The organism is Haloferula sp. BvORR071 (assembly GCF_000739615.1).
Classification (GTDB): Bacteria; Verrucomicrobiota; Verrucomicrobiia; order Verrucomicrobiales; family Akkermansiaceae; genus Haloferula.
The window spans coordinates 119,431-142,905 of sequence record NZ_BATP01000040.1 but is presented as its reverse complement, the minus strand read 5'-3'; the positions used below and the strand labels follow the sequence as shown (position 1 = coordinate 142,905).

Below are 23,475 nucleotides of genomic sequence, written 5' to 3'. Positions count from 1 at the left end.
GCCCCTACGGCATGCTCACTGCACTTGCTGGGCCGGGCGCTGAAGCAGGCGCGGCAGCAGCATCCAGTCGCTCTGGGTCACAGTGCTCCAGATGCTTTTGACCGCGGACGCCAGCTCCAAGGCATCGGTTCCGGTAACGATCACTTCGATCTTCGATTCGGCGGCGTTGTTCACCAGTTCCGCATGGAGATGAGGATCCGTGCGCAGCGAAAGACCCGCGAAGCCGGCACCACCAATGGAACCCTTGTAATCGATCAGCGTGTAGGTGCCGGCCTTGATCCGGCCATTCGCGGTGATCTCAATCTCGTGGGTATCCACGGCACTGGTGCCCACTGAGAGACCGCCGCTTTCGCTCACGCTGACCTTGTCGGAGCCACCTTCACCGATGCGGAAGGAGGAGATCCGGCCATCCGCCAAGTCGGCGGCGGAAACCGAGCTGTCCCCCTGCTCGCGGAAGCAATCGACCGGAACCGTGGCAGCCGGGCGATCATCGCTTTCACTAGCCGCCTCACCATTGAGAACTGCCAGCGCCACGGCAAAGGGATCGTACGTCGGATCGCTGGAAGATTCTGTCGAGACAATCGCAGGATCGCCGCTATCCGGGCCCGTGGGGCCGAAGGACTCGGCATGAGCGGTCATTCCCACCGCGGCTGCCAAGGAAGTCGTTAAACACAATATTTTTCGCATAATTTTGACGATTCATACCTTGGGCTGAGCGATTCATTGCAGTTGAGGTGCCACCCGGGGTTGAAAATCCGACAAATTTCACCGCGCTATGTCCCAAACACACCAGCGCAGTGCCATCGGGACGCGCTTCGCTCTTGGCGATCAGCCGTCCGCGCCTATTTTCCCCGCGCCATGTCCTCGCCCAAATTGTTCAGCCCCGGCCCGATCGACGTTTCGCCCGAGACCTTCGCGGCGATGTCCCGCACCATGATCGGTCACCGCGGTTCCGAATTCGAAGCCCTCTACGCTTCCCTCCAGCCCGGCCTGCAGGCCATTTTCGGCACTTCCCGCCCGGTCTTCCTTTCCACCTCCTCCGCCTGGGGCGTGATGGAGGGCGCGCTGCGCAACCTCGCCCGCAAGAAGGTCCTCTGCCTCTGCTGCGGTGCCTTCTCGGACAAGTGGCTCGATGTCGCCAAGAAGTGCGGTTACGAGGCCGACTCCGTGCAAGTCGAGTGGGGCCAGCAGATCGATCCCGAGGCGGTCCGCGCCAAGCTCAATGAAGGTGGCTTCGACACCGTGACCTTCATCCACAGCGAGACCTCCACCGGCGTGCTCAACGACCTCGCCGCAATCTCGAAGGTCGTGAAGTCCTTCCCGGACACCATGCTGATCGTGGACACCGTGTCCTCCCTCTCCACCGTGCCGGTGGACATGGATGCCAACGGCATCGACGTGATGCTCGCCGGCGTCCAGAAGGCCCTCGCGCTGCCGCCGGGCCTCGCGGTCTTCGCCGTTTCCGAGGCTGGCATGGAGCGCGCCAAGGGCACGCCGAACCGCGGCTACTACTTCGACTTCGTGGAGTTCGCCAAGAATGCGGCGCTCAGCAACACGCCTTCCACCCCGGCGATCTCCATCCTCTACGGGCTGCAGTACATCCTCGGCCTGATCGAGAAGGAAGGCCTGGAGGCCCGCTTCGCCCGCCACGCGAAGACGAATGCGATGATCCACGCCTGGGGTGCCAAGCGCGGCTTCGAGCACTTCGCGCCGGAAGGCTACCGCTCCACCGCGCTGACCTGCTTCAAGACGCCCGAGGGCTTCGATCTCTCCGGCTTCATCAAGGCGCTCAAGACGAAGCACAACTTCCTGATCAACGGCGGCTACGGCAAGATCAAAGGAACCACCTTCCGCATCTCCAACATGGGCAACGAGACCGAAGCCACCATGCAGGAGCTGATCGATGCGATGGAAGATGTGCTGGGCTGAGGATTGCCGGCGGTTTTGAATCACAGGGGGTCCGGCGCATCGCGTGCGCCGCGCCCCTTTTCTTACGCTTGGCCGGAGCAGGCTACTTCCCGACCTTGCTCTTGAAGAACGCTGACCACTCTTCCGCCGCTGCAAGCTCATTGCGGTCCTTCAAGGCCTTGATGAACTCAGGGTAGACGGCCTCAAGAAGTGCCGGGTCCGAAATCTTCTCAAGATAATTGGACGCTTGCGTCGTGCTCAAACTGGCAAGACTGCGGACGATTGAACGCTCTGCACCCGCCAGTGCCGCTCCTTCAAGGCCGAGGGTGGTCTTCCACTCAATCGCGGCATCCAGGTCCCGGGAAGCAAGCTTCTCGACGAACTTTTGAGAGAGGTCGCCACCCGAACCCGCCTGCAATGCATTTTTGACTTCAGGACCGGGCAGCTTTTTCCGCGCGGCCATCTCGTTCAGAATCGCCAATCTGAGTTGATCATCGGTGCGCCCTTTATCGGAGAAATAGCCGGCAAGATCCTTATCACGGCCGACCTTCACCACATCGCTGGCCAGCTTCTTCCGGATGGACTTGAGGCTGGCTTCCGCCAAGCCGGCTTTGATCGCTTGGGAATAGAAGCCCTCCGTCACCTCGGACGAACTGAAGTCCATGGTCACCCACCCACCCAACTGAGGGTCGGACACAGCCAAATCCAGGTAAGCTTGCAGCGCCACACTTGGATTCGCCCTGGCCAGCCCGTTCATATAGGCCAGCGTGAGCTGCAGTTGGTTTCCGGAGCTTTGCGGGTACAGGCCCCTGAACTTCTCATACAGCGAATCGGAAACAACCTGATGCGCCCCGAGTTCACCGAAGAACCTTTCTACAAGGCCAACGCGCAGGCTGTCGGTTGCCAAAAGGGTTTTCAGGCGCTCGAAATTCTCATCCGCATAGCGCGGATTTTCGGCCAGATAGGCAGCGATAACATCCAAGGAAAGATCCCTGAACTGTCCGTTGGAAAAGTCCGCTGCACTGAAGGCTTCCAGCAACAAAGCAATCGTGGCGTCAGGATCCTGTCGGATTGCTTTCTCCAGGTCCGCTTTCGTGTTTTTGCCGGGCGGCTGCTGAAGGGAGGCGGCAATGAATGCGCGAGGATCACGTACCGGCAGAGACGAAGGCTTCCCACTCCTATCGGTGGTACCGGCAGAGTTGCCGGTACCACTAACTCCCCGCTCCGGCGTGAGCGGATCAGGAGAAGTATCCCCTTTCTGCGAACTAACGACGACCACTACCGCCGAAACGCAAAGGGCCGCGGCGCAAATAGTCCAAAGGCTGGACTTGGAGAGTTTCACCCTATTGCAGTCGTGGCTGATTGCGTTTCCGGTCCGCTGCAAGCAATCGTGGAACCAAACTCTCGTAACCATTCGAACGCATCCAGTCGAGATCCGCCTTGGACATTTTGCCAACAAATGCCCACGCAGCTTGGTCGAATTCCTCGGGACGATCCATTTTCGCGAGAATGGGAATCTGTTCCCTAACATTCTCCGGCGTCACGCCGATTTGAAAATAGGTGTTGATCAATTGCATCCTCAGGTCGCCGGGCCCCACTTCCTTCATTTCCTCCTGCAGGAAACTGAAGTCGTGGCTTTCCGCCGCACTTCGCACGCTGGCATCCCGGATCTGTGAAACCGCCAAGATACTCAGGGAAGTATTTTCCAGAGCGGCCACGGCGCCACGGTAGTCGTTCGATTGACGCAACTGCTCCACTATCTGCTCCTGAACTTCGGCAGGGCTGGGCTTCGCGGTATCAGTCCCGGCATCCCCGGAAGCCTTCGTGCCCTTTGAATTCGCCGGCCGTGAGCCGGACTTCCCGGAGCTGGGTTCCGCTTGGGGCGCGGCGCCGGACGCCCCATTCGAGGACGCCCGGTCGCGACATCCGGCTCCCAGCACAATCAAGACTGTGGCCAGGAGGCCGGAAAGCAATCTAGTCCCAACCATCACCATCAAGGGAAAGCACAGTCCCAACGCTATGTCGACGATTTCGCTTTGCCGAGGCCAAGTGCCTACGTCACCCCGCGCGCCCGTGCCTGAGACAGCAGCTCCGCCGTATTCGTCGCACCGAACTTCGCCATCACATTCGCGCGGTGGAATTCCACGGTGCGCAGGCCGATGCCGTAGAAGTCCGCGATCTCGCGGCTGGTCTTGCCTGCAATGATTTGGCTCAGCACCTCTTGTTCGCGACGTGAGAGGATCTTGCCGAGTGCCTCTGCCTTGACGCCTTCACGGCTGATCACCTCGGCGAAACGCGCGGAGAAGAAAGGGCGGCCATCCGCCACCGCATGCATCGCCTCTTCCAAGCGCTCGGGCTGCGTGTCCTTTTCCAGATAGCCTTCCACCCCGCTTTCGCGGACGCGGGTCAGGGTGAGCGGATCGATCAGCGAGGAAAGAAGCAGCACCCGAGCCTGAGGACGGGCCTGCCGCGCGGCGCGCGCGAATTCCAGTCCATCCATACCCGGCAGTTGCAGATCCACCACCATCAGCTCGGGACGAGAAGCGGCCAGCAGGCTCAGGGCATCTTCTCCCGAGGCCGCGGCACCCACGACCTCGAAGCGCGGATGCGGCGCCAGCCAGTTCTCCAGGAATGCGCGGAAGATCCCCTGGTCTTCGACCAAAAGTGTCCGTGTGCGGGGAGGGCTCACGCCTCCGACCCTAGGTTTCCGCGCGCGGCAAAGTAAACGAAATCTCCGTGCCGCCGCCATCCGGGGTCCCGCTCTCCAAACTCGTGTCCAGAGCTTGGGTAATCTCCAAGCACAGCCGCAGACCCAGCCCGCTACGCGCATTCCCAAGCGGCAGCGGAACCGCCGGATCCCTCAAGCTGGCCATCACAGCTTCCGGCAAGCCTGGCCCATCGTCCCTCACGCTGATGCGGACAAAGTCCGTTGCGGTGACCTTCACGCTCACCCGGTGGCGCGCGGACTTCACCGCATTCGAGACCAGATTGCGCACCAGGGTCTGCGCCAGCACCAGATCGGTCTTCACTCGCGCATCCTCCGCCATCTCTAACAAAAGCCCCACTTCCCGCCCGGCAGCACCGCTACGGTGGAGCTCCACCATCGGCCGCACCACGCTCTCCGCTGCATGCTCCATCACCCGGACCGTGCCGGCCCGCAGGCGGGTCCAGAGCAGCACGTCCTCCAAGAGGAGCAGGAGTGCCCTTCCCGTCTGCGCCACTTCGGCTGCAAAGTCCGGTCTCACTGCGACGGCTTCCTGTTCCGCGGAGAGTGTCAAAGCTGTTAGCGGGCTGCGCAGGTCATGCCCCAGCACGGTCAGCATGCGGTCCTTGTCCGCATCCGCCGCCATCAACTCACGGGTGCGCGAGCGCACTTCATGCTCCAGCTCATCCGCATAAGCTTCCTGGATCTGGTGACGCCGCTCCGCCTCTTCCACCGCCAGCGCCTGCGCCGCCAGCTTCTCCCGCTGCAAGCGCGCGAAGCGTTCGCCGAGTGCCAGCGAGAGAGCCAAGATTTCAAGCGCGGAGCCGAGCATCACCACGCGGCAGACGGTCTCAAAGGGCGCATCCCGCATCAAAACGACCAGAGGCACCAGGCCCGCAAGCAGCAAGCCGGAGAGCAACACGAAATAGCGCGCTTCCCAGCCACCCGAACGCCATACGACCACCCCCGCCCCTAACAGCGCGATGTGTGCGAGCCCACCGATCGCCACGATCAGGTTCAGCAAGTAGGCATGCCCGCTGACAACGGCAAGCAGCGCCAGCACCGCGAGCCCGCCCAGCAAGTAGCCCGCGCCCCGCACCGTGCGATCCGCCCGCGGAGCCCGATCCGGCAGCTCCAGGAAATGGCGGGCAAAGGCCGCAAGAAAGGCCCCGCTCAAGGGCAAAGACATCGCTCCGATGGTCTCCATCCACGGTGAACCAAGAGGCCTCCCTAACACCAGCACCCCGCTACGCGTCCCGAAGAGCTGGAGGATGTAGAAGGCCAGGTAGAGGAGGTAGTAGCCCGTGGCGGGGAAGCGCAGGCGCAGCCACACGATGAAGTGGTAGAGCAAGAGCGCCAGCAGCGTGCCGAAGTAAAAGCTCTCCGCGATGAGGTCGCGCTGCATCGCCGCATGGAAGTCTCCGGCATCCCGCCACCAACCGGGCTCCAGCCACAGGGCAATGGCATCCTGATAGTGCAGGTAGATGACCCGCGATCCATGCGGCGGCAAGACGAGGGGAAAGGCGGTCTCCCGTCCGCGGATCGCCTTATCTGCCGTCGGCACCCATTCGCCGGAGACTTGTTGCAGCCAAGCACCTGCTCCCTCTGGATGAGGATCGCGCGCCGGATCCAACGGGGAGAAGAAGTCCACGTGATCCGCATAGCGGGCGGCATCCATCAGCACGCCGGACTGCGGCGCAGCGCCGGGATTGCGCAGCGTGATCCTCACCCAGGCGCTGCCCTCCCCGTGCTCGCGGATGAAGCCGGGCTTGCCCCATGGCAGCCACGCGGTCTCCGGTAGCGCCGCGATTTCCGCCGCCGTCGCATCCCCGGCAGGAGCCTTCTCCTGCAGGACCGCCACCTCCCCGCCATCCCATCCGGCCAGCGGCCGCATTCCTTCATGACGGCCCGCGAAACCTAACAGCAGCCAGCCCGACAGGGCCGCCGCCAGCACGAGCAGGAGCGCCGGAGGCTGCCAGGTGAGTGAGCGAGGAAAGGGCACGGCGGCATTTCGTTAGAGCCGCCCCGGTGAGGCAAGCCTCCGCGGAGCCGCCCCCGTACTTGTACGGGTTTTGCCGGGTTGCCGGGACGCTTCGGAGCTGTTGAATGACAGGCTCAGTTAAGCTCCTCACTCCTCCTCTAACATGACCGTCACCCGCACCCACCTGTTGGCCATCGCCGCCTTGGCCAGCCCCGCCACGCCGCTGCACGCGATTTACTACAACGCGAACCAGAACAATGCGAACTCCTATGATACCACCGGCGGCACCCTCCAGCTGGACGCCCCCGGCTCCGGTCTTCAGGCCACGCAAAGCGGGGTCATCTACGGCAGCGGGGGCATCCTCAAGTCGCAGGCAGGCACCCTGCATCTCACCGCGCAGAATACCTTCACTGGGGGCACGAACATCATTTGGGGAACGCTGTCTCTCGACAACCCCAGCAATGGCGGCATCGGCACTATCCGTGGCAATGTGCTCGTGAGTGCTTCCGTCGGGACCCTCCAGACGAGCGCTCCGAATGCGCTCGGCTGGATCACCGGGCAGAAGGTCGACAAGATCGATCTGATCGACGGGACCGTAATCAACACCGCCAGCGGTGACCAAGGCTGGGGAGTGGCCTACACGATGAAGGGCAACAGCATGATCAGCTCTAACAACGGTCACAACGACCCCAACGCCAATGTCCCCACCGCTCCCTCCCGCTTCTCCTTCGGCGGCCCGGCTGGCGGAAATACCAGCCTGACGGTGGGCGGCGGCAATGTGGGAACGGTCGCGAGGGCCTACGGCCGGATCGACCTGCGCACGGACTACGGCAACACCGCGGCCACCTTCAATATCGGGCTTTTCGGGAACGAATCCACGCCCGCGTGGATGGATTGCTACGCGTGCCTCACCGGGGATGCGGGCATTACCAAGACCGGTGCCGGAACCTTGAACCTGTATGGGACCAATACTCACACCGGCACCACCACTCTGAACCAAGGGGTCCTCACCGTGAACAAGTCCGGCCCGGGAGGCACCGGCGGGATCCGCTCGCCGCTTGTGATCAATGGCGGGCGCATGGACCTGAACGCGGTGAATGCGCTGGGATATCTCCCCGGCGAGAAGGTGAATGCCATCACCGTGAATGCCGGCCTGATCAACTCCACCGCGGCGGGCGACCAGGGCTGGGGCGTGGCCTACACGCTGAACGGCGGCGAGATCCGCAGCAACAACGGCGTGGCCGATCCGAATGCCCCGGGCAAGTTCGCCTGTGGCAACTTCACCACCTTCACCGTCCCGGCCGGTGCCGCGCCGCACATCAGCGGGCGCATGGACCTGCGCGACCTGCTGAATCCTAACACCGACATCACGGTGGGATCGAATGGCAACCTGATCGTGGATGCCGCGATCACCAACACCGGCGGGATCAGGAAGCTCGGCCCGGGCACGCTCACCTTCAACGCCGCGAATACCTTTACTGGCACCCTGACAATTACGGAAGGTGCCGTAGTTGCCGGCGGCTCCAGCATATCCTGCAGTACGGTGAACAACACCCAGCTCATCTTCCAATCCGGGGGCACCAGTCCCGGTGCGATCTCCGGCCCCGGCACGGTCAAGAAGCTCGGCGGCGGCACGGTGGTGCTCACGGGAACGAACACCTACACCGGCGGCACCACCATCGAAACCGGCTCGATCTCGATCGCGTCGAACGCGAATCTCAGCACGGACAATGTCCCCCTCACCCTGGCCGGCGGCGGCCTCACGACCACCGCGGACCTGACTCTCACCCGCCCCGTCAGCATCATCAATGGCACGGGCACCCTCTCCCCTTCCTCCGGCACGCTCACGCTGAATAGCATCATCTCCGGCGCAAATTCACTTCAGAAGACCGGGGCCGGCGTGCTCAAGATCAACTCGATCCAGACCTACACCGGCACCACCACGGTGCAGGAAGGCAAGCTCCTCCTGGCCACTTCCTCCGGCGGGACCGGCGCGATCCGCGGCAATCTCGTGGCTAACCAAGGCAGCTTCGTCGAACTCGCCGATGCCGGCGCACTCGGGCAGGGCGTGGGGACCGACAATGTTTCGCTCTATGGTGCCACCATGACCAACACCAGTGGCAGCGCCATCACGCTCCCCTACTATACGACGCTCGCCGGTGGCACCATCAGCTCGAACGGCGGAACCTCCAGCCCCACCGCCGCTTCCCGCTTCATTTCCAGAAGGACGATCGGGGCAAGCGGCGGCGCCAAGACCTCGACGATCGCGGGCCGTCTCGAGCTCCAACCCGGCGCCTCCTTCGATGTGAACACGCTCGCCACGCTCAACGTCACGGCCGCAGTCACCGGTGATGATGGGGTGGAAGTCGTGAAGGACGGCCTGGGAACACTGAACTTCCCCGCACAAAACACCTACAAGGGCGCGACCCGGATCAACCACGGCACCCTGGAAGTGAGCTATCCCCACAGCCCGACCTATATCCTCCACGGCAACAGTCTGGCCGATACTTCCCACATGCATGTGCGCGGCAACGCCGTGGTGAGCAACGGCAGCGGGACTCCCCAAAACCTCTTCCTGGACAACTTCAGCTACATCTATTTCTACGATAACTCCTCCGCCGGAGCTGCCACCTACACCGCCGGGGTGAACAGTATCGTCTCCTTCGACGATGCCGCCACGGCCGGCTCAGGAAGCTTCTCCTTCGGCAATGGCTCGACCTTCGGCATGCAAAAGACTGCCAATGCCGGCACCGCCACCATCACCCTGCAGGGGGCTGGCAGTGCCTTCGACTCCTTCTGCACCGGCGGTGCCACCGCCAGCGGCGCGAAAGTGATCAACCAGGGAGGCGATGTCCGTGCCTTCTCGGCCCTGTCCATCGGCTCGCTCAAGGGGAGCGGCACTTTGCAGACAGGCAGCTCCAAGGTGACGCTCGGTGCGCTGGGACTGGACGATGTCTTCTCGGGCACGACCGACGGCACCGGCTCCTTGGAGAAAACCGGCAGCGGCACGCTGACGCTCTCCGGTGCCAACATCTACAGTGGCGGCACCACGGTCTCCAGCGGCAAGCTGCTGGCATCTAACAGCAGCGGCTCCGCCTTTGGCAGCGGTGCGGTCACCGTGAGCAGTGGTGCCACGCTCGGCGGCAGCGGCAGCATCGGCGGAGCCACCACACTGCAAGGCGGTGCCCATCTCGCGCCGGGCAGCCCGACGGGGACCCTGAGCTTCACGAATGGACTCACGCTGGCCGGCGGCTCGGTCCTGGACCTGCAGCTCGGCTCGCCCGCCACGGACCTGATCCGTGTCTCCGCCGGTGCCCTCACCGGCCCGGCATCCGGCAAGATCACGGTGAACCTTTCCGATGCCGGTGGCTTCACCGCGGGCACCTATACGCTCATCGATGCCAGCGGCGCGACGATGTCCAATCTCACCGCGGATTCCTTCATCCTCGGCACCACGCTTCCCGGCTACAACTACGCCTTCACGATCGCGGGCCCTCTGGTTCAACTCAGTGTGATCCCCACGGATCCTTACGAGGCCTGGAGCCTGATCATCGCCGACCCCGCCCAGCGCGGCCGCACGGCCGATCCGGACGCCGACGGTTTCAGCAATCTCATGGAGTATCTTTTCGGAACTTCTCCGATCCTTCCCACAGCTTCACTGACGGAAAGCGAGATGACTCCCGATGGCCTACTCATCCGCTGGCTGCAAAGGAACACGGGAGCCAGCTACCAATTGCTGGAAAGCAACGATCTTTCCAATCCCTGGCCTTCAAGCGGTCTGCCGGTGACGGATGGCGACCAGAGCGGGGTCGCGCCGGACTACAAGCGCAAGCAAGCGCTCGCGCCGATCAACGAGCCCCAGAAGTTGTTCCGGGTCCAGGCAACGGAAAATTGAGCGCCAATCGACGACCATGCCAGCGGGGATCCCTGAAGCGAACGGGGATCTCCGCTAAACCGCTCCCGGATTCGCGACGTAAACCAAGCCGATGAAATTCATCCCGCTCCTGATTGCCATGGCCGTTCCCGCCTTCTCCGCCGATCCAGCTCCGAACACCCTCACGCCCGAGGAAAAGAAGGACAACTTCAAGCTCCTCTTCGACGGCAAGACGCTGAAGGGCTGGCACACCTACAAGCAGAAGGAAGTCGGTGACCACTGGAAGGTGGAAGACGGCGCGATCGTCCTGAACCCCGGCAAGGACGGCGACCTGACCAGCGATGACGAGTACGCTGACTTCGACTTCCGCTGCCAGTGGAAGATCTCCGACCAAGGGAACTCGGGCATCATGTGGCACGTGACCGAAGACCACGGTGCGCCCTACGAATCAGGCCCGGAATACCAGATCCTCGATTCCTTCGACAAGCCGGGCCACAAGTATGCCCACGAGACCAAGAAGGGCAACGTGGCCGGCGGATTCTACGACATCTACCCCGGCAAACCCGAGTGGTCCAAGCCGGTGGGCGAGTGGAACGAGACCCGCATCGTGATCAAGGGCACCAAGGTCACCCTCTACCTGAATGGCACCGTGACCGCCGACGTGGACACCAAGACCGACGAATTCAAGGCCGCGCTCGACAAGTCCAAGTTCAAGACCTGGGAGTTCTTCAACAAGGCGAAGAAGGGCCACATCGACCTCCAGAACCACGGCGACAAGGTTTCCTTCCGGAACATCCGGATCAAGAAACTGTAAGCTGCCGCTTCCTGCTCAAGTCCGCTGAAAAACAAGAGGCCCGCCAATCGGCGGGCCTTCTTTCTTTCCTTCGATCTCAGTCCCGCTTGTCGATCGCGGCGGTCGAGTTCTCAAGCTGCGTCTTCGGCTTCACCACCACCGCCGTCACCGGCACCGTTGCTTGCTTGTTGGCGGGAGTCGGCCGCGGAGCGGTTGCCCTGCCGGTCAACTGCTGGATCACCGCAGGCGGGGTGCGTGCGATGAGCTTCGTCCCAAAGTAGAGCGAACCGAAACAGGACATGGTACCGACCAAGGCGATGCCGGTATTCCAGCCTTGCATGACCCAGTGCTTGGGCAACAAGGCTCGCAGCACCATCGCGAAAATCACGATGGCGAGACCCGCCACCGGGGCGGAAAAGAGAGCCGCACTCTCGAAGCGATCCGGCATCACCGGCTCCAGCAGGCGCGCCAGGCAGGCAATGCTGCCCGTGCTGCCGATCATCAGGAGCAAGAGCCAGATCACCGAAACCTTCGGGCGTAACAGGTTGATACGGCCGCCTTGGTTCGAGCGGTTGAGCAAGTCTTGCACCGTCTTGATGCCCAGGCAGGTGTTCAGCCGGCGCGCCTCGAAGGACTTCGACTTCGCCTGCCGGGTCTGGCGTTCATTGGCAAGCTTGCGCATGCGGATGCGTGCGTAGGCGGCCAGCGCTTCTTGACGCTTGCCACCGCTGGTCGCAAGCGCGGTCGCCCAAGCCGCCGGCTCGAGATCGTCGCGCAGGATCTCCTGGCCGACGCGCTCCGCGATCTCGCGATCCAACTGGATCTCGGGGGAGACCAGCTTGTGAACGGCCGCCGCAAGGGTGAAGGTTTTCATGCCCGTTCAGAGCTGATGCTTGCTTCACGCCGGCGGCGCAGCAGCAGGATTCCCGCCGCGGGGATCAAACAGATCGCACTGGTGGGCTCGGGAACCGCGCTCTGCGATTCCACGGCAGCGCCTTCGACGCTGGACCCCACGTGCGTTGCCACGAAGTCATTGAAGCCACCGTTGATGTTACCGCGATCGCTGCTTGCCGCGACGCCGCCCACTTCGCCGCCGATCACATTGGAGGCGAAGTAGCTCGCCACCGTGTTCGAACGGTTGCCGACGGCGATTGAATTGATCACATCCACTCCGGCAGCCAGTGCCCCGTCGCGGGCCGCCTTGTCAGCCGCAGGATTCGGGATCAGCGGCAGGGTCGACACCGCGACCTCCACGACTTGGGCGGTGCTTTCAAAGCCGTTGCTCGCGCCACCTGTCTCCGTGCCGAAGTAATTGGTGGCAAAACCCAAGGCAGAGCTGATTGAGGGCGAGCTGATGCTGAAGGGCCGCGACAGCGCCTGCACCATGTTAGAGAATTGCTGAGCGTCCGCCAGGCTGCCGATCTTCATCCACGGGATGCCGACGGTCTGGGAAGAAGTGCCACCGTAAAAGACCAGCGAGACCGCGATCTTGCCCAAGGCTCCGGATTGGATCGAATCCAGCACTTGGGAACTGGTCATGGCATCGCCATAACCTTGCAGCAAGCGGTCGAACTGGTTGTTGTTCAGACCGGTTTGGTTGATATCCACCAAGAACAGCAGTTCGCTGTCCACGGCTACGGCGTCCGCCTGGGGGGTCAGTCCGACAAGGGCGATGCCAACTGACATCGCGAGCAAGGAACGGAATGACCACATGGAGACGCGACTTGAGAGTGTCGCAATTTGCATGGGAGAGGACTGGGGTGAGAGCGTCGCCATGAAAACTAAAGCTTGCTTAAGCGTCAAGATTTTTTAAAAATTAATCATGCTTAATCCAAAAGACGCTTCGAAGATGCCGTGGTCCTCGCGCATTGCCTTGGGGGTTGCGCTCTCCATTGCGGGCTCCTTCGGATTGGCGGTGGCGTTATTGGTCCCGCGGCAGTCGGCAGACGCGGTGAAAGCCGAGCCGCCGCGACGGAGCATCTCTTCTTCCGGCGTGGGCAGTGGTGAAGCGGTTCCGCCGCCCATTACCGACGAATTGGTAAAATTTTGTGCGGGTCATGTCACCGGCCAGCGGAGCTTCGTGGTATTCAGCCGGGGCACCTGCGTGGTCGTGAATGAGCCCTGTCAGGATCCTCTGGCCGAAGCCCGCAAAGTGCTCCAAGCCTGCGCCGATCCTAACACGCCTTTCATTCCCGAGAAGACCGCCGAGGGCGATCTGATCGTCAGCTTCAAGGAGCCGGTGTTCCAGCGCTTCACGGAAATGGAACTCCTGAAGCTCGGGCCTTGGCTGGACAAGCTCGCCCCAGCTTTGCTGAGCCCTTCTGAAAGCATGAGCGCCGGCAAGGATTGGACGCCGCCGGACCAAGCCAAGGCCGGCCTCCTGGCCCGCCGCCGCATGCTCGAAGATGCTTCCACCGCTGTGGCCGTGAAGATCATCCGGGCGAAGACCAAGGAGACGGCATCGCGCTAATCGTCTGAGAACGGCAACGCCGTTCCATCCCAAAGCCCAGGGTTGGCCGACAAGTCCTTCGCAGCCCGAAGGGCAAGAGGAACGCAGGGGGCCTACCCTGGGGCGTGCGCAAAATATCATTCAACCCTGAAGGGGTTGCAGCGGGTCGCCCTTACCTCGAAATCATCCCTGACTGGAGGAGAGATGCTTACCTCCCCGGTAAAAAGCGAAGAGCGCCATCGCTTGGATCAGGTGAAACACATCATTGTGGTTGAACCTCGGGGAAAGACCCCACTGCCCCTGCTGCGCCACACCGGCAGCAATGGATAGCGCCACACCGGCAATCATCGCCACTGACCAAGGACGCCTGCAGACGATCGCGGCGACCAAGCACGCCAGCATCGCCGACCCGTAGTCCGCCATCGCGACCACAAACTCCGGCCGGAGTGTGACCACTAGGACAGCTACCCCCAGCTTGCAGCCTAGCAAAAGCTTCCACCCACGCCTCTCCCCTTCCCGCCTGAGCTCGCAGAGCAAGCTCATCCCCATCGCGAAGCCTAGACCGCAGATGACGATTAAAACCAAGCGCCACCAGATCGCGTCCACGGCAGGCTGAAAATTCGGCGCGAAGCCATGGTAGCAGCCGCCAAGGAGAGCAGAGCTTGCCATCAAGGCCATCGCCCGGATCCACCACCGCTTCGCGTCGCCAGCCGATTCGTCTTTCCGCAAGAGGAAGACGAAGACCATCCCAAGCACCGCGAGCAAGAGATCGGTGACGAAGGTCGCCGGCTCGAAAAGCGTCATGGCGCGGCGAAGAGATCGCGATAGTGCCGCCACCACTCGCTCTGGATGCGGCCACCGGGATCATGGCGCTCCTTGGTGCGGAGAAACTCGCGGAAGGCCGGATAGGCCCTCTCAATCTGGTCCCGCCGGGCCCAGCGGTGATAGGTCAGGAAGTAGCTCCCGCCCAAGGACAGGGCGAGGTCAATGAGCTGACGGAAAGTCTCAGCCGAGCGCTCGATGCCAGCGCCGTGATGCTCGGTGTGGAGATTGAAGATCACGCAGGCGAAGCGCTCACCTGCCCACGGCAGGGCGCTTTCTGTATCCGGCTCGATCAGACGCACGGTGCCATAAATCACCGGGACCTCCGAAGATCGTAGTATTTCCGCGGCCCTGCCCATGAACTCCGCTAGCTGAGCCGGTGGCACGTAGAGTTCGGTGATCATCTCGGTGGCGGCCGGAGCCTCCAGGCGCGCATCGAGGTGGCAGTGGTAATCCTGCAGATAGACACTGAGCTGGTGGGTGTCCGACCAGTAAAGCGAGCCATGGCTGCGCAGGTAGTGATGGGAATAAACTTCGAACACCTTGGCCCGGTCAGTGTGGGCCAGATGGATGAGCTCTTCCCAATCTTCCGTCCCGAGTTCGGCTGCAGGCTCCATGTGCCGCGACTCCTCGACCACACGATAGGAGGACAAGACTCCAAGCTTCAGGAAGTCCGGCGAGCACTCGTCGATCGAGAATTGGAAATCGCCATACCTCGATCCGCTCGCAGCACGCTCCTCCAACAATTCGATCACCTTGCCGATCTCCGTGATCTCCACCAGACGCTCCACCTTCACCCGCGGCGCGAGCCGGAGCTGCACGGAGGTGATGACGCCGAAGCAACCGTAGCCTCCGATCGCACACCGGAAGAGCTCGGTATTCTTCGCCCGGCAGCAGCGCAGGGTCCTTCCGCTGGCATCCACCAAGGTGAACGCTTCCACGTCGCCAATGATCGGCTCCATGTGCAGGCCGCGGCCATGGATATTCGCGGCCAAGGCCCCACCGAGAGTCAGGTCATCGGCACCGGTCTGCTTCTGGCGGATGCTCCACACCGGAGACATCCCCTCCTGCTGCGCGTGCAATCCGGCGATCAGTTCGGGCCAAGTCAGACCTGCCCCAGCCTCGACCAATCCACGCTCGCGGTCGACTTCGCCCAGATCCTTCAAGCCCCGGCAATCGAGCAAAAGGGTGCCCTCGCCGAACTGTTGCCCACCCATCGCATGACGTGCACCACAAACCGAAACGCACTGCCTCATCCGCGTGGCCTGGCGCAACAAGTCAGCCACTTCCGCCGTCGAGCGCGGCTGTTTGACCCCTGCCACCCGCACCGGGTTCAGCCGCGAATGGACGTCATTGCACAGAACTCCGGCAGTCATCGTACCAAGGGTTCGCACAGGCAAAGGCATTCGCCGCGCGCCAAGCGGACAAAGGGAGCCCGGCGCGGCGCAAGGATGCGGGCGCGGAGTTCGCGGTGGTTCGCCACCGATTCAGCACGCAGTCCGGTAGAGCGGAGGAAGCTGGAAAGCTCATCCCGCGAGCAGCCCCAGCGAAAGGGCTCGCGGCGCAGCTGCAGCCAGAGGCTCACCAAGGGATTCTCACCGCGGAAAGAAATAGAGCCATCCTCCCCCGCCTCCATGAAGGTGAAGATCACCCGACCCTTCGTTCCCGCGAGCATGGCCGCGGAGGCCAGCAGGGCCCGCACCCGCGGCTCGGGCAGATACATCGTCAACCCCTCCGCGATCAGCAGCGTCGACTCGTCGCGGCGATAGCGTGCGTCGGGCACCAGGATCTCTGGCAGTGTCAGCGCGGATAGATCGCCGGGAAGAAAGTGCAAGTTCTCGGACTCCCCCAAGGCTTCTCGCTTCGGCGCTTGGGTGGCAGGATGATCGACCTCGAAGAATTGCACCTCCGGCCAATCCCGATGGAGCCGCCATGCCAGGGTATCGTAGCCGGCACCCGCGATCACCACTTGGCGGACGCCTGCCTCCAGAGCGCGGAACACCTCGCCCTCAATCCAGCGCTTCCGGGCAAGGTAGTGCGCAAAGATCCCGCCAAGGAGCAAGTGCTTCGCCGCCATCAGACAGCTCCTGAACCAAGGCTGCTGCTCCGCAAAACCGAACCAGCCCTCACTGGCACGCTCGCCGAGAATCCGCCGGGTGGCTTCTTCCTCCCCGGCAGACAACAAGGGCGCAAGTGAAGCGTCGCGGGCGGACAGCAGGATGCTGCGCCCGATGAGGATGGCGGTGTCGCTGGGAGAGTGAGTCTTCATGCCCGGGAGAGTCGGTGTGTGTCCGGATATGCTGGAAAAACAACACACTCGGGATGCCCGCGGGTCAATCCGATATGCTATTTTTCCAACACTTTGCCAACTTCGCGGGACGCGGGGATGGCTGATCCTCCATCAGCATGCCTCGGAACTTGTCCGGATGGTCATCGGAAAGACTCCATCAATCATCGCGAGAATCGATGTTTCCATTTTGGCCCCACCGGTCACCCACCCAGCGGGCGGTCTCCGTCTTCGCTTCCCACTCCCTCCTCTGCAAATAATCCGAGAGCGCCTTGAGCCGCTTCTGCGTCTCGTAGCGCAGCAACCGCAACATGATCGGGTGCAAGAGCCAGCGCAGGCAGCGGGGCTTGGCGACGAAGCGCAGCTTGTAGGTCAGGGTCGAGCCACCCACCTCGTGATCGACATGTCGGATGCTGGCCGCGAACTCGGCGAAGAAGGGCGGGGCATTGATCATCTCCACCGCCGCAAGTGAGTCCGGAGTGAAGCTCACATAGCGGGTCTCAATGCCGATCAGGCCCCAGAAGAACTTGCCCACGCAGAGCGAGGTCGCGCCCTTCGCCGCCTACTCATGGCCCTGGGTCAGGCGGGCCTCACACAGCATGGTGTCCCACTCCAGCCGCCGCGAGTAATCGTGCAGCAGGGAGAATACTTCCCATGAGGGGTAGCACATATCCTGGGTGATGGTGGCGGAAGGCATGCGATTTACTTCTCCGGCTCAACCGGCGGTCCCTTTACCTCAGGAATGACCAGATCCTCCAGCTTCACCCGCGAAGATTTCAAATTCACGTGCACCGTCAGCTTGCAAGGATCACCCGCCTCGTGGGCGATCATCCAGTCACAGCCCTCGGCAAAGCCCTCCGCCTTGAAGCGCACCGCCAGCACCACTCCCGGGCACTTCGCGAGTTGCTCCATGAAGAGGTTCAGGGCCTTGGTCTCGCCAGCGTAGTTGAGGCTGGTGAAGGAATTCACGAAGCGGCCGCCGAGGAATTTGCAATCCGGATGCTTGAGCGCCTCCATGATCCGCAGTTGGGCGGGCTTGGAGAAATCGGAAGGGAACGCAATCCCCGGCTCCGACAGATCCCCGGCCAGAGCCATCACGCGGGTGAGCAAGGCGAGGCCAAAGGCGACACAAGCAAGAGAGGTCTTCATGGGATCGATGGGGTTGCTTCTGCAAGACACGCGGCCCGGTCCATTCTTAGTCGGAAGCTCTCACCCCAGCTCTTTGGTCAGGAACAGCTTCGCATGGCCGTGCGAATCCCAATCGGCAATCCGGCCCACGATCTCGAAGCCGTGGGCCGTGTAGAAGCGCGGGGCTTGGTATTCCATCGTGTCCACATACGCATGCCGGCAGCCGCGGCGGAGCGCCTCCTCGCACGCGGCCACGAGAAGAGCTGAGCCAATCCTGCGGGAGCGCCACGCCGGATCCACCGCCATGATCGAGATCCGCAGCCACGCCAGTTGGATTTCCGCAAGCAATCCGCCGATCACCTGCGAATCTGCCTTGGCCAGCAGGACCAGTGGCTTGGCCTGTTGATGTGCTTGGCTGATCTCCGCCATGAAGTCGGGATTCGCCTGCCAGTTGAATTCCCGCAGCCACTGCCGGACCAGGTCGCAACCGGCGGCCTCGGAATCACTGGCCGCTTCTATCTTCCAAGGCGAGTTCATGCCAAAGGAAGCTGCCTCAACCCGCCCGCCAAGACAACGAGCCTGCGATGAAAACCAAAGAAGGCCAGGAGGAACACCACGAACAGCATGGCCAACCACGGGCGGAACATCACCGCCCACAGCAGGTGCCAAAGCTGCATCGGATCGCGTCCCATGCCCGAGTCACCGGGATAGAACCAAGCGATTTCCTCGGATGAAAGCGGCTCGCTCGCTGCCGCCAATTGGGCGCGCACGGCGAGGCGATCACCCAGCGGCAGCACCATCGCCCACACCAGCAGGAGCAGCGTGACGAATCCAAGCGCGGCGAGCATCGGCCGCAAGTGCAGGCGGCGGTAGAACGGCCAAAAGGACACTACCGAAACGCCCACCGCAGCCAGCATCCCGGCTTTGTGATAAGGCTTCACGAACTCCACCGCGCCCCGCAATTCGAACGCCGATTCCAACATGCCCAGACACACCGCAGCGGTGCCTACAAACAACAGGAACGGCGCGATCAACTTCACGCGCACAGTGGGATCCCTTCGCATGAACCCCGTGTGAAGCTCCCGCGAAATTCAGCGCGCCTCCAGCATCCGCAAGTGGCTGCCCGGCAACCAGCCCTGCTCCCCACGGTGCAGGCGGACACAGGCCCAACCGTCCAGCAGGTGGATCAGCGTGCCACGCTCCCCTTCCATCGCGGTCAGCTCCCGCGCGGAATAGGCATCCAGCGCGATCGCCTCGCCCACCAGCGAATTGAGAAAAGAACAATGCACCCAGCCCTCACCACCGGAGCGGGCCCTGCACCAAAACCAGCCGGGATATTCCGGATCGGCACGCTCCACCGCCACCGGCTCGCCCGCTTCAAAGCGGATCGCGACGGGATACTGCGAGGAATAGGGAGTGGCGACCTCCACGAGCATGGATCTGCGGCAACGGCGACGATGCGGGGCGCTTCCTAACAGCATCCTGGCAAGCAGTCCATCCCGCATCGATCCCCGCCATCTTCCCCCAAAGACCGATTCCGCCCCTTTCCCGCGAAAAAGCGGCCCCCGTGGACCGGTATTGCCCCCCGCCCTGCTTTCGGGCATGCCACCGCCATGTACACGCCTCGGATGTTCCCCCTCGCACTCCTTGCCCTCGCCCCGCTCACCGCGAGCGCCGCACCCGGCTACTACCGCAGCCCCGCCCTCAGCGGCGACACGGTCGTCTTCACCGCGGAGGGCGACCTGTGGAAGATCCCGCTCACCGGCGGCGTGGCACAGCGCCTCAGCTCGCACCCGGGTGTCGAGACCTCCGCGACGATCTCGCCGGATGGCTCCCAGGTGGCCTTCTCCGCCCAGTATGAGGGCCCCATCGAGGCCTATGTGATGCCCATCGCCGGCGGCCTTCCGAAGCGCCTCACCTGGAGTGGCGAGGGCACGGTCCCGGTCGGCTGGACCCGCGATGGAAAGGTGCTCTGTACTACCAAGGCCCACTCGACTCTCCCTAACGACCAGCTTGTCGCGATCGATCCGGCGAATGGCACCGAGACCTTGGTCCCTCTCGCCCAGGCCAGCGATGGCACATGGGACGATACCGGCAAACGCCTCTTCTTCACCCGCCTGCCCTTCCAAGGGAGCAGCACCAAGCGCTACGAGGGCGGCACCGTGCAAAACCTCTGGCGCTACGACGAAGGCACGCCGGAAGCCCTGCCGCTGGTCTCCGATTACCGCGGCACCTCCAAAAACCCGATGTGGTGGCAGGGTCGCGTCTACTTCCTCTGCGACCAGAGCGGGACCATGAACCTGTGGGCGATGACTGCGGAAGGCACCGACCGCCAGCAGCTCACCAAATACACCGACTTCGATATCCGCAACGCCGACCTGAACAACGGCCGCATCGTCTATCAGCAAGCCGGCAACCTCCACGCCTTCGACCTCAAGGACTCCAGCGACCGCGAGATCCAAGTCAGCCTCAGCTCCGACTTCGACCAGACTCGCGAGCGCTGGGTGAAGAACCCCTTCGAGTATCTCACCGAGTTCAATGTCTCGCCGAATGGCGACCGCCTCGTGCTCACCGCGCGCGGCAGTGTCTTCGTGGCACCCGTGAAGCCGGGCGGCCGCTTCGTCGAGATTCCTCACAAGCAAGGCGTCCGCTACCGCGAGGCTCACTTCATGCCCGACGGCAAGTCGCTCATCGCCCAGACCGATGAGACCGGCGAGATCGAGCTGGTCAAGCTACCCGCCAATGGCATCGGCACCTCCGAGTTACTGACTCAGGACGGCACCATCTTCCGCTTCGCGCCGATCACCTCACCGGATGGCAAGTGGGTGACCTGGCAGGACAAAAACAACGAGCTCTGGGTCCGCGACCTCGAGACCAAGCAAAGCGTGAAGGTCAGCACCTCGCCGGGCAAAGGCTTCGAGGACCTCGTCTGGTCGCCGGACAGCAAGTGGCTGGCCTTCGTCGAACCCGCGCCTAACAGCTTCGACCGCATCCGCCTCTATCACGTGACCGATGGCAAGACCATCGAGGCCACCAGCGACCGCGTGATCAGCGGCTTCCCCGCATGGTCGCCCGATGGCAAGTGGCTGTGGTTCCTCAGCGACCGTGAGCTGAAGTCGCTGGTGAAATCGCCCTGGGGCCCGCGCCAGCCGGAGCCCTACTTCGCCGAAAGCACCCACATCTACGCCCTGGCGCTGCAGAAGAACGGCCGCTTCCCCTTCACCCCGCCGGATGAGCTGAGCGCGGAGGCCGACAAGGCCGAGCAGGAAGCCAACAAGAAGAAGGACAAGGAAGAGGACGACAAGCCGAAGGCCGCGGTCACCATCAACATCGATCCCGATGGCCTGCAGACCCGCATCTACGAGGTCCCCGGTGTCTCCGGCAATCTCACCGGCCTGACCGCGACCGCCAAGCAGCTCTTCTACATGGCGGAAGCGACCGGCGGCGACAGCAAGCCGCGCCTGATGCGCCTCGACATCAACTCCGACGCGCCGAAGCCGAAGCTCTTCGCCGAAGATCCGAAAGGCTGGAATCTCTCGCAGGACGGCAAGTGGATCGCCTTCCGCAACGGCAACAACTTCCACGTGGTGGAGAGCGGCGGTGAAGCACCCGCAAAGCTGGAGAAATCCGTGCCGCTCGATGGCTGGGACTTCGCCGTCAGCCCGAAGGAGGAGTGGCACCAGATCTACCGCGAATCCTGGCGGATGCTGCGCGACTACTTCTACGATCCCGCCATGCACGGCGTGGACTGGACCGCGATCCGCGCGAAGTATGAGCCGCTGGTTGACCGCGTGGCCGACCGCTCGGACCTCGGTGACATCCTGCACGAGATGTCCGGCGAGCTCAGCGCGCTGCACATCTTCGTCCGCTTCGGTGACCTGCGCGATACGCCGGACTCCATCCAGCCTTCGCTGCTCGGCGCACAACTCGCCCGCGATCCCGCCACCAGCGGCTGGGCAGTGCAGCAGATCTATCAGACCGATCCGGACTACCCCGGCGAGACCAGCCCACTCTCGCGCCCCGGTGTGGGTATCAAGGAAGGCGACATCATCATGGCCATCAACGGCCGCGACCTCGCCCCGATCGAGTTCCCCCAGGAGCTACTCGAACAAAAGGCTGGCCAACAGGTCTTGTTAGACGTGCAGGCGAAGGAAGGCGGCATCCGCCGCAAGGTGCTGGTGAAGCCGCTCTCGCCGCCCGCAGAGGCGGACCTGCGCTACTCCTCCTGGGAATACACCCGCCGCCTGGCGACTGAGGATCTTGGCAAAGGCCGCATCGGCTACGTCCACCTGCGGGCCATGGGGGCGGAGAGCATCCTGGAGTGGGCGCGGAATTTCTATCCGATCTTCGACCGCCAGGGCCTGATCATCGACATGCGCCACAACCGCGGCGGCAATACCGACTCGTGGATCCTCGGCCGGCTCCTGCGCAAGGCTTGGTTCCACTGGGCGCCGCGCGCCGGCCAACCTTATTCTAACATGCAGTTCGCCTTCCGCGGCCACGTCGTGGTACTCTGCAATGAGTTCACCGCCAGCGATGGCGAAGCCTTCTCGGAAGGCTTCCGCCGCCTCGGCCTCGGCAAGGTTATTGGCACCCGCACCTGGGGCGGCCAGATCTGGCTCAGCTCGCAACGCTGGCTGGTGGATAATGGCATGTGCACCGCCGCGGAATTCGGCGTCTATGGCCCCGAAGGCCAATGGTTGATCGAAGGCACCGGCGTCGAGCCGGATGAAGTGGTGGACAACGCCCCACACCAGACCTTCCTCGGCAAGGACGCGCAGCTTGAGGCGGGGGTGAAGCACTTGCAGGATCTGATCGCGAAGGATCCACGCCCAGTGCCGCAGCCGCCACCGCGGCCGAATAAGGCACCAAGGTAGATCGGCTCCTACTATAGAGCATTTTAAGAAACGGCGTTCCCGCTCCCTCAGAGAACGGCAACGCCGTTCCCTCATATAGCCCAGGGTTGCCGGCCGCGTCCGTCGCAGCCCGGAGGGCGAAGATGAACGCGGCCGGCTACCCTGGGTATGGCCCAAAAGATCATTCAACCTCGAAGAGGTTGCCTCGGTTCGCGGAAATCCCCTCAACTTATGCTACCGGAAAGTATGAACAACCAGGGATGCACTCCGGTCGAAATCCCGAGCCTACTCGGATTCCGCGACTGCGATTTCGTGGTTCGGTGCCTGGAACTGTTGCTCCGGAATATCCCGACCTTCGCTCCGGAATCTGAGACTTGGGAGTTCAAGGTGATTGCGCTCTGCCATCACCATCCTGCCAACATCTACCCGGCACTTGGCGTCCTCGACTGCGCCGGGGCTGATCTGGTGGCCATCGACAAGTTCGGCAAATCGGCTGATGAGTGGGTTCGCAGCCGACCCTTGGGTTGGCTGATTGATGCCAGCAAAGACATCCCGGCCCTTTCGAGGAAAGACCTCTCCGTAGACACATAAGCCGCAGTCCGGATGCCAAGATGCCCGGAAATCGAGTGTAAAACTGCGTACACTCCCGCAGGCCTATTCCATTGTCCGCCCG

General features: G+C 62.8%; 22 protein-coding genes. 6 read left to right on the top strand and 16 right to left on the bottom strand.

Going from position 1 to position 23,475, the window contains the following annotated elements:
• Positions 1–15: 15 nt before the first annotated feature.
• Entirely contained in the window at positions 16–639 is a 624-nt protein-coding gene (locus tag BV071_RS22670) for a hypothetical protein (protein ID WP_035612119.1), read from the bottom strand.
• Positions 640–858: 219 nt separating this feature from the next.
• On the opposite strand from BV071_RS22670, the gene BV071_RS22665 reads away from it, so the two are divergent.
• A complete protein-coding gene (locus BV071_RS22665) occupies positions 859–1,929 on the top strand; it encodes an alanine--glyoxylate aminotransferase family protein (protein ID WP_035612118.1) in 1,071 nt (356 codons plus the stop codon).
• A gap of 82 nt (positions 1,930–2,011) precedes the next feature.
• Here the strand turns inward: BV071_RS22665 and BV071_RS22660 are convergent, their stop codons facing one another.
• The 4 genes from BV071_RS22660 to BV071_RS22645 form a co-directional block, all read right to left on the bottom strand.
• Positions 2,012–3,250 carry a hypothetical protein gene (locus BV071_RS22660; RefSeq protein WP_265594756.1) on the bottom strand — a complete coding sequence of 413 codons (1,239 nt, stop codon included), beginning with the start codon at positions 3,248–3,250 and terminating at the stop codon, positions 2,012–2,014.
• A gap of 1 nt (position 3,251) precedes the next feature.
• A complete protein-coding gene (locus BV071_RS35635) occupies positions 3,252–3,665 on the bottom strand; it encodes a hypothetical protein (protein WP_265594755.1) in 414 nt (137 codons plus the stop codon).
• A gap of 296 nt (positions 3,666–3,961) precedes the next feature.
• Positions 3,962–4,597: a response regulator transcription factor gene (locus BV071_RS22650; RefSeq protein ID WP_035612112.1), complete on the bottom strand. Its 636-nt coding sequence runs from the start codon at positions 4,595–4,597 to the stop codon at positions 3,962–3,964.
• A gap of 10 nt (positions 4,598–4,607) precedes the next feature.
• The gene (locus BV071_RS22645; RefSeq protein ID WP_035612110.1) at positions 4,608–6,614 is read right to left on the bottom strand and encodes a sensor histidine kinase; all 2,007 of its coding nucleotides are present in this window, start codon (positions 6,612–6,614) and stop codon (positions 4,608–4,610) included.
• 142 nt (positions 6,615–6,756) lie between these two features.
• On the opposite strand from BV071_RS22645, the gene BV071_RS22640 reads away from it, so the two are divergent.
• On the top strand, positions 6,757–10,488 hold the full coding sequence (locus BV071_RS22640) for an autotransporter-associated beta strand repeat-containing protein (protein WP_035612108.1): 3,732 nt from the start codon (positions 6,757–6,759) through the stop codon (positions 10,486–10,488).
• Between the two features lie 91 nt (positions 10,489–10,579).
• Positions 10,580–11,281, top strand: a complete 702-nt coding sequence (locus tag BV071_RS22635) for a DUF1080 domain-containing protein (RefSeq protein WP_035612106.1) — start codon at positions 10,580–10,582, stop codon at positions 11,279–11,281.
• Between the two features lie 76 nt (positions 11,282–11,357).
• Here BV071_RS22635 and BV071_RS22630 read toward each other — a convergent pair whose 3' ends face one another.
• Entirely contained in the window at positions 11,358–12,134 is a 777-nt protein-coding gene (locus BV071_RS22630; protein WP_035612104.1) for a hypothetical protein, read from the bottom strand.
• Positions 12,131–12,973, bottom strand: coding sequence for a DUF1194 domain-containing protein (locus BV071_RS22625; RefSeq protein ID WP_265594754.1), 843 nt, complete (start codon positions 12,971–12,973; stop codon positions 12,131–12,133). The genes BV071_RS22630 and BV071_RS22625 overlap by 4 nt, the downstream gene beginning before the upstream one ends.
• Before the next feature lie 109 nt (positions 12,974–13,082).
• Between BV071_RS22625 and BV071_RS22620 the strand changes: the two genes are divergently transcribed.
• Positions 13,083–13,730, top strand: a complete 648-nt coding sequence (locus tag BV071_RS22620; protein WP_035612099.1) for a hypothetical protein — start codon at positions 13,083–13,085, stop codon at positions 13,728–13,730.
• A 162-nt stretch (positions 13,731–13,892) separates the two neighbouring features.
• On the opposite strand, the gene BV071_RS22615 is transcribed toward BV071_RS22620, so the two are convergent.
• From BV071_RS22615 to BV071_RS22580, 9 genes are all read right to left on the bottom strand, one after another.
• On the bottom strand, positions 13,893–14,513 hold the full coding sequence (locus tag BV071_RS22615; protein ID WP_035612097.1) for a hypothetical protein: 621 nt from the start codon (positions 14,511–14,513) through the stop codon (positions 13,893–13,895).
• The gene (locus BV071_RS22610; RefSeq protein WP_035612096.1) at positions 14,510–15,907 is read right to left on the bottom strand and encodes an FAD-binding oxidoreductase; all 1,398 of its coding nucleotides are present in this window, start codon (positions 15,905–15,907) and stop codon (positions 14,510–14,512) included. The genes BV071_RS22615 and BV071_RS22610 overlap by 4 nt, the downstream gene beginning before the upstream one ends.
• Entirely contained in the window at positions 15,904–16,800 is an 897-nt protein-coding gene (locus BV071_RS33505; protein WP_052573757.1) for a class I SAM-dependent methyltransferase, read from the bottom strand. The genes BV071_RS22610 and BV071_RS33505 overlap by 4 nt, the downstream gene beginning before the upstream one ends.
• A 178-nt stretch (positions 16,801–16,978) precedes the next feature.
• Entirely contained in the window at positions 16,979–17,353 is a 375-nt protein-coding gene (locus BV071_RS22600) for a hypothetical protein (RefSeq protein WP_035612094.1), read from the bottom strand.
• 27 nt (positions 17,354–17,380) lie between these two features.
• The gene (locus tag BV071_RS35630; protein WP_265594753.1) at positions 17,381–17,515 is read right to left on the bottom strand and encodes a hypothetical protein; all 135 of its coding nucleotides are present in this window, start codon (positions 17,513–17,515) and stop codon (positions 17,381–17,383) included.
• Positions 17,516–17,520: 5 nt separating this feature from the next.
• Positions 17,521–17,967, bottom strand: coding sequence for a hypothetical protein (locus BV071_RS22595; RefSeq protein ID WP_035612093.1), 447 nt, complete (start codon positions 17,965–17,967; stop codon positions 17,521–17,523).
• Positions 17,968–18,027: 60 nt separating this feature from the next.
• On the bottom strand, positions 18,028–18,483 hold the full coding sequence (locus BV071_RS33500) for a GNAT family N-acetyltransferase (protein ID WP_052573756.1): 456 nt from the start codon (positions 18,481–18,483) through the stop codon (positions 18,028–18,030).
• Positions 18,480–18,986, bottom strand: a complete 507-nt coding sequence (locus tag BV071_RS22585) for a hypothetical protein (RefSeq protein WP_265594752.1) — start codon at positions 18,984–18,986, stop codon at positions 18,480–18,482. The genes BV071_RS33500 and BV071_RS22585 overlap by 4 nt, the downstream gene beginning before the upstream one ends.
• Before the next feature lie 51 nt (positions 18,987–19,037).
• Complete coding sequence (locus BV071_RS22580; protein ID WP_035612089.1) at positions 19,038–19,382, bottom strand: SH3 domain-containing protein; 345 nt, start codon at positions 19,380–19,382, stop codon at positions 19,038–19,040.
• A gap of 192 nt (positions 19,383–19,574) precedes the next feature.
• Here BV071_RS22580 and BV071_RS22575 point away from each other — a divergent pair, with 192 nt between their 5' ends.
• Both BV071_RS22575 and BV071_RS22570 read left to right on the top strand, forming a co-directional pair.
• Positions 19,575–22,823, top strand: coding sequence for a S41 family peptidase (locus BV071_RS22575; RefSeq protein WP_052573755.1), 3,249 nt, complete (start codon positions 19,575–19,577; stop codon positions 22,821–22,823).
• 225 nt (positions 22,824–23,048) lie between these two features.
• The gene (locus BV071_RS22570; RefSeq protein WP_035612086.1) at positions 23,049–23,393 is read left to right on the top strand and encodes a hypothetical protein; all 345 of its coding nucleotides are present in this window, start codon (positions 23,049–23,051) and stop codon (positions 23,391–23,393) included.
• Positions 23,394–23,475 lie beyond the last annotated feature (82 nt).